The sequence below is a fragment of the Streptomyces sp. NPDC088812 genome (genome assembly GCF_044750285.1).
Lineage (GTDB): Bacteria > Actinomycetota > Actinomycetes > Streptomycetales > Streptomycetaceae > Streptomyces.
On the sequence record NZ_JBIVJP010000016.1, the window covers coordinates 86959 to 103429 of the forward strand.

Genomic DNA, 16471 nt, shown 5'->3' on the forward strand with positions numbered 1-16471 from the left:
TGCTCCTGCTCCTGCTTCCGCCGGTGACACGGTTCAGACCTCCCACAGGGTCACGGCCCAGGCGGCGACCGGGCTGTTGTTCAGGACCAGCACGAGATCGCCCCGGCCCAGCTCGCCACGCGCCAGCAGCCGGTCGAGGTTGAGCACGACGTCCATGGCGCCCAGGTGTCCGTAGGCGGCGAGGTGCTCGTTGCAGACCGGGTGGACGGTCAGGCCGAGGAGCGAGGCGTAGAACTGGTAGGCGCTCGCCGTCACGTTCTGCATGAGGGTCGCGGCGACGTCGTCCTTGGCCACGCCCGCCTCGTCGAGGACCTCGTCCACCATCCGGCCCAGCCGCATCCGGCTGTGCAGAGCCAGGTCGAAGCGGTAGCGGTCCGGGGACCGGCACTCCTCGCGCCACTCGTAGTACGGCACGTCCTTGTAGTCGACCCGGAACAGGTCGTGGAAGGAGCCGTCGGTCTCCATGCGGTGGGCGCGCAGCACGGGACGGCCGCCCCGCACCAGGGTCATGGCACAGGCGCCGTCGCCGATCACGGTGACCGGGTGGCGGACCCGGTCCAGGCCGGTGGGCCGGCTGCCGTGGGCGATCAGCACGCTCTGCCGGGAGGGGTCGGCCAGCAGCAGGTCGCGGCCGAGTGCCCAGGCCGCGCTGGAGCCGGTGCAGCCCAGTCCGTCCACGGTGAACGCGAAGGCGCCGTCGAGTTTCGCGTCGGCCTGGATCCGGCACACGTCGGAGCCGAGCAGCACGTCCGGCGCGCGCGGGCCGACCAGCATCAGCGTGTCCGGCCGCCGCGGGGCACCGGAGTCGTCCTCGTCCAGCCGGGCCAGCAGTCCCCGGACGGCCTCGAGCGCCAGGTCCCCGGCGCTGCGGCCGTCGAGGACGCCGACCGTGGCGATGCCGCTGCCCTGGACGAACTCGGCCTCCTCCTCGCCGAGTCCGGCGTACTCGGGGAGGGAGGCCACGCTCGTGGGCTCCGTCGGGAGCACACAGTGGATGGTGCCGATCCCGATCGTCATGACCACACCGCCAGGGCGTGCTTGCCCAGCAGCAGCTGGCTGATCTCGTTGCTGCCCTCGATGATCTCCATGAGTTTGGCGTCGCGGTAGGCGCGGGCCACCGGGCCGCCGTCGCGGGCCCCGGCCGAGGCCATCACCTGAACCGCCGTGGCGGCACCGCGGGTGGCCTGTCCGGCCGCCAGGTGCTTGGCGGTCACGGCGGCGGTCACCAGCCGGGGGTCCCCCTCGTCCCAGCAGCGGCTGGCGTACTCGCAGCAGCGGGTGGCGGCCTCCTGGGCGACGTGGAGTTCCGCGAGGTGCCGGGCGACCAGTTGGTGCTCGGCCAGCGGGGCGCCGAACTGTTCGCGGGTGGCGGCATGCCCGCAGGCCGCCCGCAGGCAGGCGCGCAGCATGCCGACGCAGCCCCAGGCCACCGAGATCCGCCCGTAGGTCAGCGCCGACGTCACCAGCCAGTCGGTGGGCAGGCCGGCACCGCCGAGCAGGCTGTCGGCGGGCAGCCGTACCCCGTCGAGCCGGATGCCGGCGTGGCCGGCGGCCCGGCAGCCCAGCGGGTCGGCCACCCGTTCCACGGTGACTCCCGGGGCGTCGGCCGGGACGACGACGGCGGCCGCGCCCGCACCGTACCGGCCGAAGACCACCAGGAGGTCGGCGTACGCGCCGACGGTGACCCAGACCTTGCGGCCGTCCACGACGACGGTGTCACCGTCCCGCCGGATGGTGGTGGCCATGGCCGCGAGGTCGCTGCCGGCGCCGGGTTCGCTGAAGGCCACGCCGGCCAGCCGGCCGGACGTCAGGGCGCTGAGGCAGGCGGTCTTCTGCTCCTCGTCGCCGAAGCGCTGCACGGTCCAGGCGGCCATGCCCTGGGAGGTCATCACGCTGCGTACGGAGGAGCACAGGGAGCCGACGTGCGCGGTCAGTTCGCCGTTCTCGACGCCGGTCAGCCCCGGGCCGCCGTACGCCGCCGGGACCTGGGCGGCCAGCAGGCCCTTGCCGCCCAGCTCGCGCAGCAGGTCGCGGGGCAGTTCCCCCGCCAGGTCCCAGGCGTCGGCCCGGTCGGCGACCAGATCGGTGGCCAGCCGTTCCAGCTCGGACCGCGCCGTGTCGTGGGCCGTCGCCGGGACCGGCTCCCGGAGCTGGGGCTCACTCACCCGTACCGCCTCGCAGCCGCAGCACGAGCTCCGTCATCCGGTCCACCGTGCGGAAGTTGTCCATGTTCAGGTGCGGGCCGGTCACCTGCACACCGAAGGTGCTCTCCACGTGGACCAGCAGTTCCATGGCGAAGAGCGAGGTGACCAGCCCGGAGGCGAAGAGGTCCACGTCGGGGGCGACGTCCGTCCGGGTACGCCGCCGCAGGAACGCGGTCAGGTTCTCGCTGATCGACTCGGCCGTCCGGGACTGCTCGGTGGGCGTGGTCATGACGTGCTACCTCCGTGCTCGAAGAATCCGCGGCCGGTCTTGCGGCCGAAGTCGCCCGCGGCGACCTTGTCCAGCAGCAGGGCGCAGGGTTCGTAACCGGCGTCGCCGGTGCGCTCGTGCAGCACGCGCAGCGAGTCGACCACGTTGTCGAGGCCGATGAGGTCGGCGGTGGCGAGCGGGCCGGTGGTGTGCCCGAGGCAGCCCTCGAAGGCGGCGTCGACGGACGCCGGGTCGGCGATGCCGTCGGCCACGATGCGGGCGGCTTCGTTGATCATGCGTTGCAGGATCCGGTTGACCACGAAGCCCGGGCCGTCCCCGACCTCGATGCCGTCCTGTCCCAGCGCCTTGAGCAGGGCGCGGGCGGCGGCGAGGGCGTGCTCCCCGGAGCGCGGCCCACGGATCAGCTCCGCCGTGTGGATCATGTACGGCGGGTTCATGAAGTGGATGCCGACCAGGTCCTCCGGCCGCCGCACCGCGTCCGCCTGCTCGTCGATGGGGACCGCGGAGGTGTTGGAGACCAGCAGGGTTCCCGGGGCCACCAGGGCGGACGCCTCGGCCAGCACCTCGGCCTTCAGCGGGGCGTGTTCGGTGACCGCCTCGATCACGGCGGTGGCCTGGACGATGTCCGCCAGGCGGGTGGTGGTGACCAGCTCGCCGGTGGCTCCCTCCCGGGGCACCTTGCCCATCATCCGGGCCAGCCGCAGCTGGCCCGCGACGCCGGCGCGGGCCTTGTCGAGGGCCGCCCGGTCGACGTCGACGAGCACGACGGACAGGCCGTGGCCGACGGCCAGGGTGCTGATGCCGGTGCCCATGACGCCGGCGCCGATCACCGCGAGGCGGTGGGCCGGGCCGTCGTCCGCGTGGTCGTCCGGGCCGGGCGCGGGGCCGGGGGCGACGCTGGGCGCGGGGCCGGGGGCGGCGCTCGGCGCGGGGCCGGGCGCGGCGCCGGGGGCGGCACTGGGCACGGGGCCGGGCGCGGCGCCGGGGGCGGCACTGGGCACGGGGCCGGGCGCGGCGCCGGAGGCGGCGCTCGGCGCGGGGCCGGGCGCGGCGCCGGAGGCGGCGCTCGGCGCGGGGCCGGGCGCGGCGCCGGAGGCGGCGCTCGGCGCGGGGCCGGGCGCAGGGCCGGGGGCGGCGCCCTCACGGGCGTCGGTGTCGGTGGTGCGGGTCTCGCTCACTTGTCCTCCTTCGCCGCTGTCCGCGCGCCCTCGGCCGCCAGCTCGGGCAGCAGGGAGCCGATGTCCTCGCTGCGGTGGGACAGGAACGCCAGTCCCCGGCGCAGCTGGCTGCCGCTGACGACCGGGGACAGCCCGGTGCGGCGCAGCCAGGACTGCCAGCCCTTCGCCTGGACGCCGGCCTCGTCGAGTTCGTGGCCCTCCATCTCGTACAGGGCCGTGGCCGAGAGCACCTTGCTGCCGGTGGCCTGGGCCCGCTCGGCGATCAGCCGCTGCCACTCGGTCAGCGGCACGGTGCGGGTGGGCAGTCCGGCCTCCTCCAGGGCGGCGAAGAGATCCTCCAGGCTGGGCGAGACCTCGTCCACCAGGTGGTAGGCGCGGCCCACGGACTTGGCGGACAGCGCGAGTTCGGCGACCGCGCGGGAGAGCACGTCCACCGGCGAGACCGGCATGCCGCGGTCGTCGACCGGGCGTGCCCCCACCGCCAGGCCGCTGGCGAGCAGGAACCAGATCAGGTCCTTGTCGTTGCAGGCCCCGGTTCCCGTCGAGGCCATGATCAGGCCGGGCCGGAAGACCCGGACGCGCATGCCGTCCTGGTCGGCGCGGTCCAGGATGCGCTCGCCGACCCACTTGCTCACGCCGTACCCGCCCAGCTGCGGGTCCAGCGGCTGGTCGCGGGTCTCCATCAGCCGCCCGCCGGCGCCGGTGGGCGCCGTGGCGGCGACCGTGGAGATGAAGCTGATGTCCCGGATGCCCAGCGGCCGCATCCAGTTGAGCAGCCCGACCAGCGGCAGGACGTTGTCCTCGCGCAGCATCCGGTACGGCTCGGTGAAGACGACCTTGGCCGCGCAGTGCAGCACGTGCCGGATGCGCGTGGCCAGTTCGCCGCCCCGGTACTCGCGGCACACGGTCCCGATGTCCCTCAGGTCACCGGGGACCGCGCGCACTCTCTCCGGGTCCGGCTCCGGCAGCCCGAACTTGGCCGCGGCGGCCTTCAGCCGGGCCATGCCCTCGGCTTCGTCGGCGGCCCGTACGACGCAGTAGACGCGGCCCCCGGACGCCTCGGAGGCGGTGAGCAGCGCGTCGAGGAGGAAGGCGCCGAGATAGCCGGTGGCGCCGGTGAGCAGCACGTCCCGGCCGGGGGCCGACTGCCTGGCCAGCGGCTCCAGCGGGATCTGGAGGTCCGTGTCGACCAGGGCCCCGTCACCGTCGGCGGCGGGGTCCACCTCCGCGTCGCCCAGTCCGGCGCCGTTCTGCAGTCCGGCGACGATCCGTGCGAGCCGGCGGACGGTGGTCTGGCTGCCGCCCGCCCGGTGGATGTTGATCAGCACGCCGTGCCGCTGCTGGATCTCCAGGACCATCTGGACGGAGAGCAGGGAGGTGCCCCCCAGGGATCCGAACTCGTCGTCGAGGCCGACGGTGTCCAGGCCGAAGAGCTCCTGCCACAGCTCGGTCAGCTGCGCCTCCAGCGTGCCGGGGGCGGCGGTCGCGGCGGTCGCCGGACCGCGGGTGCCGCCGGCGGATCCCGTCCCGGTGGCCGGGGCCCCGGCGGCGTCCGCCGGCTGCCGGGCGGGCTGGTCGAACCCGGCCAGCCGGTCCAGGGCCCAGTGCCGCTTACGGGTGAACGGGTACGTCGGCAGCGTCACGCGGCGGCCCGTCCCGCCCGCCAGCGCCTCCCAGTCCACCTCGACGCCGTGCAGCCAGGCCGCCGTCGCGGCCTCCTCCAGGAGGTCGGCCACGGCGTTCCCGTCGGCGTCCGCGCAGGACCGCGCGCTGATCACATGGCGGTCCCGGGCGGGCTCGCCGTGCCCGGCGAGCAGCGCGAACCGGCCCTCGGGCACCGTCTCCGGGAGCCCGGCCACCACCTCGGTGCCCGCGGGCAGCACGGCCTTCAGTCCCGCCGTCAGCGCGGCGGGCGGCTGCGGTGCCCCGGCCGGCGGCAGCACCAGCAGCGCCGACCGCGCACCGTCGATGCGCCCGGTCCGTACGGCGGGCGGGCGCGGCAGCCGCAGCGCGGCCGCCAGACGGTGCGCCGGAGCGGTGACCACCCGCCGCTCGTCGAAGGCGGCCCGGCCGACGCGCAGCGTGTGGGCGACGTCCTCGGCGGGCAGCTCGCCGTCGTCGAGGGCGTCGGCCAGCCTGCGGGACTGCTGGTCCAGCTCGGCACGGGTACGGGCGGACAGCACGAGGCGCACCGTGGACCGCCGGGGTGCGGCAGGCCGCACGGGAGCGGGCGGTGGGGCCAGCACCACGGCGGCGTTGGTGCCGCCGACGCCCATGGAGTTCACCAGCACGTGGCGCTCGGGGGCCGCGCAGCGCTCGGGCGCGGTGGTGACGAAGAACGGGCTCTCCTCCAGGATGCCCGGGTCGCGCGGCCGCTCGAAGGTCGGGTGCGGTGGGACCTTGCCGGTACGCGCCACGTGCACCGCCTTGATGAAGCCCGCGATGCCGGCGGCCGGGCCGGTGTGTCCGATGTTGGACATGACCGAACCGAGCCCGCAGTAGCCGCTCTTGGCCGTGGTGGCACGGAACGCCTTGGTGAGGGCGATGAGTTCGATGTTGTCGCCCACCGGGGTGGCGGTGCCGTGGGCCTCGACGTACCGCACCAGGTCGGCGGGGACGTCGGCGGTGCGCAGCGCGGCAGCGATCACGTCGGCGACGCCGTCGGGGCTGGGGGCGACGAAGCCGAGCCGGTCCCCTCCGTCGTTGCCGACCGCGCTGCCGCGGACCACCGCCAGCACCTCGTCACCGTCGGCGAGCGCGTCCGCCAGGCGGCGCAGGGCGACGACGCCGATGCCGGAGCTGTAGGTGGTGCCGGTGGAACTCGCGTCGAAGGAGCGGCAGTAGCCGTCCTCGGAGAGCACCCCGCCGGGCTGGTGGCGGTAGCCGCGGAAGGGCTCCAGCACCGTGGCCCCGCCCGCCAGCGCGATGTCGCACTCGCCCGACAGCAGGCTCAGGGTGGCGTAGTGCACCCCGTACAGGGAGGAGGAGCAGCCGGTCTGGATGCTCAGGGCCGGGCCTCGCAGACCCAGCTTGTAGGCGACGCGGGAGGTCATGAAGTCGGCCTGGCCGCCGACGGTGAGTTCCAGGTCGTCCACCGCGGCGCGCAGCCCCTCCCGCCGGGCCTTGGCCGCGAGCAGGGCCGCCGAGTAGTTCCCCGCCGCGCTGCCGGCGAAGACGCCGGTCACGGGACCGTCCTTGCGGGCCGGGTGGCCCGCGGCCTCCAGGGCCTCCCAGCAGGCTTCCAGGAAGAGCCGCTGCTGGGGGTCGATCGTCGCCGCCTCACGCGGCGGGTAGCCGAAGAACTCGGAGGCGAACTCCTCGACGCCCGGCAGGGAGGTGGCCACGCGTACGAAGGCGGGGTCGGCGAGCATCTCGTCGGTGATCCCGGCGGCCTTCAGCTGGTCCGCCGACATCTCCCGCATGGAGATGACACCGCGGTCGACGTTCCGCCAGAACTCCTGAGGGGTGGTGGCGTCCGGGTAGCGGAGGCCGACACCGACGACCGCTATGTCCGTGCTGTTCGTCATGTCTGGGGATCCGTTCCGTTCGCCGTCACTCGGAGACGAGCCGGCTTCGTCGCGCCCGGCTCAGCAGACCCTCGCGGTTGTGTGCGCCCAGCCGGGTGGTGGGCTCCTGGCCGGCCTCGTCGGTGCCGGCCAGCAGGGAGACCTGGGCCTGGACGGTGCTGTGCTGGAAGAGGTCGGACACCTTCAGGGGGTGGGAGGCGAGCGGGTGGAGCTCCTCCCAGAGCATGATCAGCAGCAGCGAACTGCCGCCCGCTTCGAGGAAGTTGACGTCGACGGGCACCTGGTCCGCGCTGTCCAGGTCGAGCACGTCGGCCCAGGCCTGCCGGACCTTGAGGAGAAGTTCCGTCTGATTCGGGGCCGGTGCCTGTGCGGCCGTGGCGTCGTTCACGACATGCTCCTCTTGAGTGGAGGCGAATCCGGGTCGGCGACCAGGTCCGCGGCGGCCACCGCCAGCTCGGCGAGCAGCTCGCGCACGGTGTCCTCGCCGAACAGACCGGTGGTGTAGGAGAAGGCCAGTTCCATGTCCCGTGCCCCGTGCTCCGTCACCACGAGTTCGAGCTCGTACTTCAGGTGCAGCGGGTCGAGCGGCAGGTGACGGCCGGTGACGCCGGGGGCGAGCTCGTCCGGTACCGGTGCGCTGCCCTGGAAGGCGAGGTAGACCGGTGTGAGGGCCGGACGGCTCAGGTCGCGGTCGGGGTGCAGCTCGGCGGCGAGCGCGTCCAGCGCGACGTGGGCGTTGCGGTAGGAGACCACGCAGCTCTCCCTGACCTGGGCCAGCAGATCGGCCCAGGTGGTGCTGTGGCGCAGGTCGACACGGAGCACCAGGGTGTTGACGAGCATGCCGACCGCGTCGGCGCTGCCGCTGGTCTCGCGGCCGGCCCAGGGGAAGGCGAAGAGGAAGTCCCGCTGGTCGCCGCGCCGGGCGAGGGTCACCGCGAGCAGCGCGGCGCTCGTCATGAACATCGTGCACCCGAGGGCGGCGCCGGTCACCGCGCGCAGCCCGGTGGCCACGTCACCGCCGAGCCGGGTGGTGCACAGGCCCGCGTCGGTGGTCTGCAGTTCGCCGCGCGGCCGGTCGTGCGGCAACCGGACGTCCACCGGTGCGCCGCGCAGGTGCTCCAGCAGCGCCGCCGTCTGCGCAGCCAGGTCCACGTCGCCGGGGCCGTCGTCGGCGGTGAGCAGCGAGGGGTGCACGGGATCGGGCAGCTCCGGCTCGCGCCCGGTGGTGGCGGCCCGGTACACCTCGGTGATCTCGGCCATCAGCAGGTCGCGCGACCAGCCGTCGGCGACGATGTGGTGCACGACGAGCACCAGTAGGGTGCGGTCCCCGGCGATCACGATCTCCGCGCGGGCGAGGGTGCCCAGCGCCAGGTCCATCGGCGCCCAGCACAGGCGGGACAGGTGCTCGCGCAGCCGTGCGGCGTTCCAGTCGGAGGCGTCCGTGACGGGCGTGAGCGCGGGGGTGCCGTCGGTGCTGTAGCACACCTGCCGTTTGCGGCGGTCGAGGAAGAACCGGGACCGCAGTGAGGGATGCCGGGCGAGCACCGCGTCCACCGCGCCGCGCAGCGCGTCCCGGTCCACCGCGCCGGTGTACTCCACGACGGTCGGGATGAGGTACGCCGCCCGGAGCGAGGGCAGCCGGTCCAGGAACCAGAACCGCTGCTGGATGGGGGATGCCGGGTGCTGCCGCTCGTCGGGGACCGCGGCGGCCGGCGGCCGGCCGGCGCCGGACGGGGCGCCTCGGCGCTCCCCCGTCGTCCCGGCGGCGAGCAGCCGGCCGAGGCCCGCGACGGTGGGTTCGGCGAGGAAGTCCCTGGGCGAGAGGGCGGCACCGTAACGGCGTTGGGCGTCCGCGAGCATCGTCACGGCGAGCAGCGAGTGGCCGCCGAGCATGAAGAAGTTCGTGTCGGGCGGCAGCCCGGCCGGGTCGAGGGCGGAACCGGGGCCGGCCAGTGCGGCGGCGAAGAGCCCGGCCGCGCGGCGCTCGGCCTCCGTGGGCTCGGGTCCCCCGGCGGGCCGGGCCGCCCCCGGCTGGGCCGTACGGCTTCCGGACCGCGCGGCGGCGAGGGCGGCGGCCGGCGGCGCGGGCAGTTCCCCGGCGGACGGCTGACCGGGCAGCGCGGGCAGCTCCCGCAAGGCCGCGGAAGGGGCTTCGACGACCCGCTCCAGGAGCGCCGCCACGCCGTCCGCGACGGCCTCGGCCGTCCGCGCGGGATAGCGGTCGGTGTCGTACTCGACCGTGAGGGCGAGCCCGTCCTCGGCCTCGTCGACGATCAGCAGCAGATCGAACTTGGCGGTACCGGTGTGCAGCACCTCGGGCGGTGTCCACCTGGTGCGCGTCGACTTCGGCGCGGACATGTTCTGGTAGACGAACCCGATGTCGACCAGGGGCCGTCGGCCCTGCCCGAGCGCCGCCGTGGCGGCCGCGGTGAGCCGGTCGAAGGGGACGCTGCGGTGCGTCAGGTGACGGAACGCCTCACGCCGTGCCACGGCGCACAGCTCGGCGAAGGACGCCTCCGGATCGACCCGGCAGCGCAGCGGCACCGTGTCGACGAAGAACCCCACCGCCTGCTCCAGGTCGGCGTGCGTCCGGTTGGCGGTCATCGTCGCGAGCAGGAACTCGCTCCGGCCCGACCACCGGTGCAGCACCGTCTGGAACGCCGCGGCCAGTACCACGTACGGGGTCACCCGGAGCGAGCGCGCCAGCCGCGCCACGCCCTCGCGGACCTTCTCCCCCACGGGACGGGTGATCTGCCGGCCGGTGCGGGAGCCGTCCGGGGCGGCGTCGCGCGGCGCGCAGCCGGCCAGCTCCAGTCCTACGGGGATGCCCACCAGCTCGGCGGCCCGGTCCTCGACGCGCTGCCGGAAGGCGGGGTCGTCCTCGGTGGCGCGCTCGTGCGCGGCGAAGTCCGGGTAGGCGGCCGGCAGGGCGGGCAGGGCGGTGTCGCGACCGTCCAGAGCCGCCTCGTACGCGGCTGCCAGGTCGTCGAACAGAGGGGCGAGGGACCAGCCGTCCACCGCGATGTGATGGATGGTCAGCAGTACGGCGTTGCCGCCCTCCGGCAGACCCCGCCACACGGTGCACCGCAGCAGCGGCCCCTCGGCCAGATCGAAGGGCAGCCGGCCGCGGGCGACGGCCTCCGCGCGCACGCGGTCGCCCGCGTCCGCCGCGCCTGCGGCGTCGATGACCTCGACCTCGACGGGACGCGGCTCCAGCACCCTTTGCACCGGGCGGCCGCCGGCCAGCCGGAAGACGGTCCGCAGCGGTGCGTGCCGGGTCGTGACCGCTTCCAGGGCACGGGCCAGCGCCACGACGTCCAGAGGCTGGTGGGAGTGGAACAGCAGCGGGACGTTGTACGTGGCGTTGCCCGGGGCGGCGGCGTCCACGAACCACAGCCGTTCCTGCGCGAAGGACAGCGGGAACAGCCGCGGTTCAAGCCGCGCCGTGGCGCTGTGCGCACCGGCTCCGGCCGTCACGGTGCCACCACGCCCTGCGGCGCGCCGGCCGGCTCGGACCCGGCCGCGGGGCCGTCGGCCGCGCAGGCCTCGGCCACGTGGGCGGCCAGCTCACCCAGGGTGTCGCACAGCAGCACCGCGCCCCCGTCGACGGGTACGCCGAGCCGCTGCCGGGCCCTGGCCGCCACCTGCATGGCGAGGATCGAATTTCCGCCCAGGTCGAGGAAGTTCTGCTCGGGGAGGACCTGCTCGACGCCCAGCACTTCGCGCCAGATGTCCCCGAGCGGGGCCACCAGTTCCCGCTCCGCGGTCCGCGTCGCCGGGGTGGCCCCCGTGGTGCGGGCGGTGCCGCCCGGATGCGCGGCGGAGGACTCGGCCGAGAGCAGCTCCAGCAGCCGCGCCCGGTCGGCCTTGCCGGTGGAGCCGAGCGGGACCCGGTCCAGCACCAGCCAGCGGGCGGGCAGCATGTAGCCGGGCAGGGTCCGGCCCAGCCGGGCGTTCAGCGCGGCGGGCAGTGCGGCCGCGGCGGCACCCGCCTCCGCCTCCGCCTCCGCGGCGGAGAGTCCGTCCGCGGACGGCAGAACGAAGCCGACCAGGGAGGCGGCCGGGCCCTCGCCGACCTTCTCCACGAAGGCGGAGTCGGCCAGCCCGCAGGCCAGGGCGGCCCGCTCGATCTCCTCCAGCTCGATACGGAAGCCGCGCAGTTTCACCTGACGGTCGCTGCGGCCGAAGAGTTCGATCGCTCCGCCGGGAAGCTGACGCCCGGTGTCGCCGGTCCGGTAGATCCGCTCGCCGGTCGCGGGGTGGACGACGAACCGCTCGGCCGTCAGTTCCTCACGCCCCAGGTACCCGAGGGCGACACCGGGGCCGCCCACACACAGCTCGCCGGTCTCACCGGGCGGGACCGGTTTCAGGTCCGGGTCGAGCAGGTGGAGCGTGGTGTCCTGGAGCGGGTGTCCGACGGGGATGCGCTCCAGTCCGGCGAGACTGTCCTCGGTGCAGTCGAAGTACGCGGCGAACGTCGTGGTCTCCGTCGGCCCGTACCCGTTGACCAGCCGGCCGGGCGGTCCGGCCGCCAGCACCTTGCGTACGGCCGCCATCTCCAGTTGCTCTCCCCCGACCACGAGGTTGCGCAGCGCGCCGAAGGCGTCCGGACGTTCCCTGGCCACGGTGTGGAACAGGGAGGTGGTCAGGAACATCGTGTCGATCCGCTCGGCGCGGATCAGCGCCGCCCAGTCGTCCAGGGGCAGATCGGTGGCCGCCGGGAAGACGACCACCGTGCCGCCGGCGGTGAGGGCGTTCCACAGCTCGAAGGTGGTGGCGTCGAAGGCGGGATTGGCGGCGCTGGCCACCTGGTCGCCGGGTTCGACGGAGCAGAATTTCGACCGCAGGGCCAGTCGCAGCACCGCGCGGTGCGGGACCACGACGCCCTTGGGCCGGCCCGTCGAGCCGGAGGTGAAGGACACGTACGCGGGGTCGTCCCGCACGGTCCCCGGATCGGGCACCGGGTGTCCCGGATCCGCGGGGGGCAGGGGGACCGGCTCCACGCCGGACGGCAGCCAGGAGGCGAGGTCCGCCCAGCGACCGGCCGGTCCGGCGAGCGTGTCCTGGCGGGGCGAGTGAACGGCCCAGCGGGTGCCCGCCTCGGCGACGATGCCGGTCAGCCGATCCTTCGGGGCGAGTCCGTCGAGCGGCAGGTAGGCGGCTCCGCAGCGCAGGATGCCGAGGAAGGTCACGACCAGGTCGACGGACCGGTCCTGGGGGACCGCGACCAGATCGCCCCGGCGCACTCCGCGCCGCGCCAGCTCCGCGGCGAGCCACCCGGCCCGCTCCCAGAGCTCGCCGTACGACAGCCCGTACCCTCCTGCCGGATCCCGCACGGCACAGTCGCCGCTCCGCTCCTCGACCTGTTGTGCCACCACGTCGTGCACGCCGGAAACTGCCATCACAGCCCGTCCTCATTCCCGCATCGGACTTGTGGACCTCGAAGGACCGAAGTGTGCAAGGCGCTGTCCGCCCTGACGGCGTCAAGGCCCCCAGCCGTGGTCGGCGAGCACCTTGGTCTCGGCGGCTCCGAATCCGCCCTGCCCCGCACCCGACTGCGACGGAATGACGAACAGAGAAGCACCGGATATGGCCACGACGACCGCGGCAAAGCACTGTAAAAACGCCGTGTTCATGTGCCGTTCCCTCCTAGTCAACAGATATGTCGATAAGACGGTTCGCCCGACTCCTGATCTTGCTGAATTTCCGGAAACCACCGCAACGGATTTAGCCTGCACATCCATGCATCGCATGATGACGCGGGGCCCATATTCCCGATATACCTAGACATCACCCCCCGCATTTCAGGCAATTGATCTACGATGTCTCCGCACGGAGGCCGAGCATCCGGAAATCAGACTTCAGGAGGTTCACTATGGCACTTTTCAGCCATCCCTTGACCGAAAACGCGGACTTGCGCCCGCTCGAGCCCTGGCAGGCGGAAGAATTCTGCACCTATGTGGACCGGGTGCGCTCCCACCTGGCGCCCTGGCTGCCCTGGGCCCATACCGTCACCGACTCCGAATCATCACGGCAATTTCTCCAGCGGTACGCAGACCAACAGGCCGGGGACGGTGGCCGGATATTCGGAATCTGGTCGGACGGAGAACTGGTGGGCGGCGCCCTGTTCCGGATCTTCGACACCCGGTCCGGGGTGTGCGAACTCGGCGTCTGGCTCTCCCCCGAGGCACAGGGAAGGGGACTGGTGACCCGTGCGGCCCGCCACCTCGTCGACTGGGCCCTGAAGGAGCGGGGGATGGCCCGCGTGGAATGGCGGGTCACCCCCGCGAACATCCGGAGCGTCGCCGTCGCCAAGCGCCTGGGAATGCGCCACGAGGGCACCCTCCGAGAGGTCTTCCCCTTCAACGGGGTCCGTCAGGACCTGGAGATCTGGGCACTTCTCGCCGGTGATCCGGCGGATCGTCGGCCCACGGACTGACCGTCGGGGCCTCGGTATCCACCTCTGCGCCCCGCCGCCCCGGCCCTCACTGTCCGGGACGGCGGCGTCCGGTCCAGAATGCGGGGCATGGAACCCACCATGGAACCCGCACAGGACGGCTCCCTGCTCACACACATCGGCGAACCGGACGGCGTGGCCCCGGGAACGGGCTACACCCACGTGGTCATGGGGACCGGCCGGCTGATCGCCGTGTCGGGGCAGGTCTCGTTCGACGCCGACGGAAAGCTGGTCGGAGAAGGTGACCCCGCCGCGCAGGCCCGGCAGGTCTTCGGCAATCTCCACCGCTGCCTCGCCTCGGCAGGCGCCGGTTTCGAGAACGTCGTCAAACTCACCTACTACGTGACCGACGTGTCCTTCCTGCCCGCCGTGCGGGAGGTCCGGGACCAGTACGTCGACGTGGAGCGTCCCCCTGCCAGCACCGCGGTTCAGGTGGCCGCCCTCTTCCGGCCCGAACTGCTGCTGGAGGTGGAGGCGTTGGCACTCGTCCCGGCGTAGGCGACCGCCCCGGGCGCGCCGGCCGTCCCGCGTCGAGCGGTAGGCGGGCGGGGGCCGGGACGCCGGTCGGTGCGGAATGGCTGCGGCGCAGGTCAGCGCCCTGTGCCGACCGGCGCCTCGACCGGCTCCTCGACCGGCGCCTCGGTCGGCTCCTCGACCGGCGCCGCGCCCGGAGTCCGCGGGGCAGGAGCGGACTCCGGGCGTCGTCTCATCGGCCCTGCTGCTTGAGGAGCGCGTCCAGGCGCGGGTAGACGGCGCGGACGTTGTGCTCCTGGATCTCGGCGACCTCGGCGGTGGACAGGCCGGCGGCCTCGACGTAGCGTCGCGTGTCGTCGAAGTGGTGGCCCGAGCACGGGTCGATGTCCCGGACGGCGCCGATCATCTCGGAGGCGAAGAGGATGTTGCGCCGGGGCACCACGTCCAGCAGCAGGTCGATGCCGGGCTGGTGGTACACGCAGGTGTCGAAGAAGACGTTGCCCAGGACGTGCTCCTCCAGCTCGGGCTTCTTCAGCGCCATCGCCAGACCGCGGAAACGCCCCCAGTGGTAGGGCACCGCGCCGCCGCCGTGCGGGATCACGAGGCGCAGGGTCGGGAAGTCCGCGAACAGGTCGCCCTGGATCAGCTGCATGAACACGGTGGTGTCGGCGTTGAGGTAGTGCGCGCCCGTGGTGTGGAAGGCCGGGTTCACGCTCGTGCTGACGTGCACCATGGCCGGGAGGTCGTACTCGACCAGCTTCTCGTAGAGGGGGTACCACGAGCGGTCGGTCAGCGGGGGCGCCGTCCAGTGGCCGCCGGAGGGATCGGGGTTGAGGTTGACGGCGACCGCACCGTACTCCTCGACGCACCGGGTCAGCTCCGGGACGCAGGTGGCCGGGTCGACACCCGGGGACTGCGGGAGCATGGCCGCCATGGCGAAACGCTCGGGGTAGAGCCGGGCGACCCGGGCGCACAGCTCGTTGCAGAGGGAGGCCCACCGGGAGGAGGTCGCGAAGTCCCCGACGTGGTGGGCCATGAAGGAGGCGCGCGGGGAGAAGACCGTGACGTCGATGCCCCGCTCGTCCATCATGCGTAGCTGGTTCGGCTCGATGCTCTGCCGCAGATCGTCGTCGCTGATGCGCAGATCCGCGGGGTCGGGAGCCTCCGCGGGACGGCCGAGCGCGGCGATCTGCCGGTCGCGCCAGGCGCCGAGCGCGGCCGGCGCGGTGGTGAAGTGACCGTGACAGTCGATGATCATTAAGCTGCTCCTCGCTACAGAGGTCGGGCTGCCGGGCTCGGTACAGCCTGGACTGCGGCCATGACGCCGGTCGTCGGCACGCGCGGCGTGTCGTCCGGCTCCCTGGCGGCTGCGACAGCAGCATAATCCGCAACATAATTGTTGACAATTATGCTGACATCCTCGGTGTCGCCCTGGTCCGGGCCCCGGGACGGGCCGGAGTGCTGCAGCGACGACGCCCCGGTCGGCGGCCGGTCCGGCGGCCGAGCGGTCCGGCAGGGTCCACCCTCCCGTACTTCCCCCGCACCTTCAGGACGGGGCGCGGTATGAGGTGGCGCGTCGGCCGGTCCGGCTCCGGCAGGACGCTCGACACCTCTCGACACCTAGGGAGGGGCCACCGTCGCCGGGCAGGCGGTCCTCGTCACCAGGAAGGGTGGCGGCCTGGCGACGGTTGCGGCTCTCGACCGATCCGGCAGGAGGTCTCAGCCCTCCGGCCGGTCTCCGGCGCGGGCCGCATCATGAGGGGCCGTTCCCTCCGACGCACCCCGCACCGCCATGGCGAGCCCGCTCGCCCACGCGAGGCGGACGGATCGGAAGTCGTGACGTCCTTCCAGGTCGGCCAGCAACCGTCGCACGGAGGCCTCATGGGCCTCCGGCCACCCCGGCTGCGGGAGCAGGTCGTCGATCAGGTAGGTCCCGCCGGGCGCCACGAGGTCCAAGGCTCGTTCGAGGTGGGTGAACTTGCCGGGCCACGTGTCCGCGAACACCAGGTCGAAGGGCTCTCCGTCATACTTCTCCAGCCACTCCCCGCCGTCCGCGGCCACGAAGGTCACCCTCGGGTCGGACCCCAACCGCCGCCGGGCCAACGCCTGCACACCAGGGTCGAGTTCGACCGTGACGAGACGAGAGGCTCCGTCCATCCCGCTCAGGAGCCAGGCGGTGCCTTCGCCCACACCGGTGCCGAGTTCCAGGATGCGGCCGCCCGGCCGGGCGGCCGCGAGCACGGCCAGCAAGCTGCCGGTCCGCTCCTCGCACGACATGGTGAAACCGGCCTCTCGCGCCGCAACGCGCAGCGCGGGCAGGGAAGTCGGCAGCGTGTTCGGTGTGTCGTCCATCCAGGGATGGTGCACGCGCCACGCTTGTCCGTGCAACGTCGTTCGTCGCG

Annotated in this window: 13 protein-coding genes; 2 read left to right on the forward strand and 11 right to left on the reverse strand. The window is 73.5% G+C overall.

The genetic code is table 11. From position 1 onward, the window contains the following. Nucleotides 1-33 precede the first annotated feature (33 nt). The 9 genes from ACIP67_RS26575 to ACIP67_RS26615 form a co-directional block, all read right to left on the reverse strand. Nucleotides 34-1017 (reverse strand): 3-oxoacyl-[acyl-carrier-protein] synthase III C-terminal domain-containing protein, encoded by a 984-nt coding sequence (locus tag ACIP67_RS26575; RefSeq protein WP_401695255.1) that lies wholly within the window; start codon nucleotides 1015-1017, stop codon nucleotides 34-36. Next, complete coding sequence (locus tag ACIP67_RS26580; RefSeq protein WP_401695257.1) at nucleotides 1014-2165, reverse strand: acyl-CoA dehydrogenase family protein; 1152 nt, start codon at nucleotides 2163-2165, stop codon at nucleotides 1014-1016. The genes ACIP67_RS26575 and ACIP67_RS26580 overlap by 4 nt, the downstream gene beginning before the upstream one ends. Continuing rightward, nucleotides 2158-2433 (reverse strand): acyl carrier protein, encoded by a 276-nt coding sequence (locus tag ACIP67_RS26585; RefSeq protein WP_401695259.1) that lies wholly within the window; start codon nucleotides 2431-2433, stop codon nucleotides 2158-2160. Before ACIP67_RS26585 ends, ACIP67_RS26580 begins: the two co-directional genes overlap by 8 nt. Then, the gene (locus ACIP67_RS26590) at nucleotides 2430-3611 is read right to left on the reverse strand and encodes a 3-hydroxyacyl-CoA dehydrogenase family protein (RefSeq protein WP_401695261.1); all 1182 of its coding nucleotides are present in this window, start codon (nucleotides 3609-3611) and stop codon (nucleotides 2430-2432) included. Before ACIP67_RS26590 ends, ACIP67_RS26585 begins: the two co-directional genes overlap by 4 nt. Beyond that, nucleotides 3608-7138: a beta-ketoacyl synthase N-terminal-like domain-containing protein gene (locus ACIP67_RS26595; protein WP_401695263.1), complete on the reverse strand. Its 3531-nt coding sequence runs from the start codon at nucleotides 7136-7138 to the stop codon at nucleotides 3608-3610. Before ACIP67_RS26595 ends, ACIP67_RS26590 begins: the two co-directional genes overlap by 4 nt. 25 nt (nucleotides 7139-7163) lie before the next feature. Further along, complete coding sequence (locus ACIP67_RS26600) at nucleotides 7164-7526, reverse strand: phosphopantetheine-binding protein (RefSeq protein ID WP_401695265.1); 363 nt, start codon at nucleotides 7524-7526, stop codon at nucleotides 7164-7166. Then, nucleotides 7523-10615 (reverse strand): condensation domain-containing protein, encoded by a 3093-nt coding sequence (locus ACIP67_RS26605; protein WP_401695267.1) that lies wholly within the window; start codon nucleotides 10613-10615, stop codon nucleotides 7523-7525. The genes ACIP67_RS26600 and ACIP67_RS26605 overlap by 4 nt, the downstream gene beginning before the upstream one ends. Then, complete coding sequence (locus tag ACIP67_RS26610) at nucleotides 10612-12540, reverse strand: non-ribosomal peptide synthetase (protein WP_401695270.1); 1929 nt, start codon at nucleotides 12538-12540, stop codon at nucleotides 10612-10614. Before ACIP67_RS26610 ends, ACIP67_RS26605 begins: the two co-directional genes overlap by 4 nt. An 81-nt stretch (nucleotides 12541-12621) precedes the next feature. Continuing rightward, nucleotides 12622-12774 (reverse strand): hypothetical protein, encoded by a 153-nt coding sequence (locus ACIP67_RS26615; protein ID WP_401695273.1) that lies wholly within the window; start codon nucleotides 12772-12774, stop codon nucleotides 12622-12624. 239 nt (nucleotides 12775-13013) lie between these two features. Between ACIP67_RS26615 and ACIP67_RS26620 the strand changes: the two genes are divergently transcribed. Next, nucleotides 13014-13577 (forward strand): GNAT family N-acetyltransferase, encoded by a 564-nt coding sequence (locus tag ACIP67_RS26620; protein ID WP_401695275.1) that lies wholly within the window; start codon nucleotides 13014-13016, stop codon nucleotides 13575-13577. Between the two features lie 87 nt (nucleotides 13578-13664). Further along, nucleotides 13665-14093, forward strand: a complete 429-nt coding sequence (locus ACIP67_RS26625; protein WP_401695278.1) for a RidA family protein — start codon at nucleotides 13665-13667, stop codon at nucleotides 14091-14093. 208 nt (nucleotides 14094-14301) lie between these two features. On the opposite strand, the gene ACIP67_RS26630 is transcribed toward ACIP67_RS26625, so the two are convergent. Together ACIP67_RS26630 and ACIP67_RS26635 are read right to left on the reverse strand one after the other, a co-directional pair. Next, nucleotides 14302-15327 carry an amidohydrolase family protein gene (locus ACIP67_RS26630; protein WP_401695281.1) on the reverse strand — a complete coding sequence of 342 codons (1026 nt, stop codon included), beginning with the start codon at nucleotides 15325-15327 and terminating at the stop codon, nucleotides 14302-14304. A 461-nt stretch (nucleotides 15328-15788) separates the two neighbouring features. After that, nucleotides 15789-16421: an O-methyltransferase gene (locus tag ACIP67_RS26635; protein ID WP_401695283.1), complete on the reverse strand. Its 633-nt coding sequence runs from the start codon at nucleotides 16419-16421 to the stop codon at nucleotides 15789-15791. Between the last annotated feature and the right edge of the window lie 50 nt (nucleotides 16422-16471).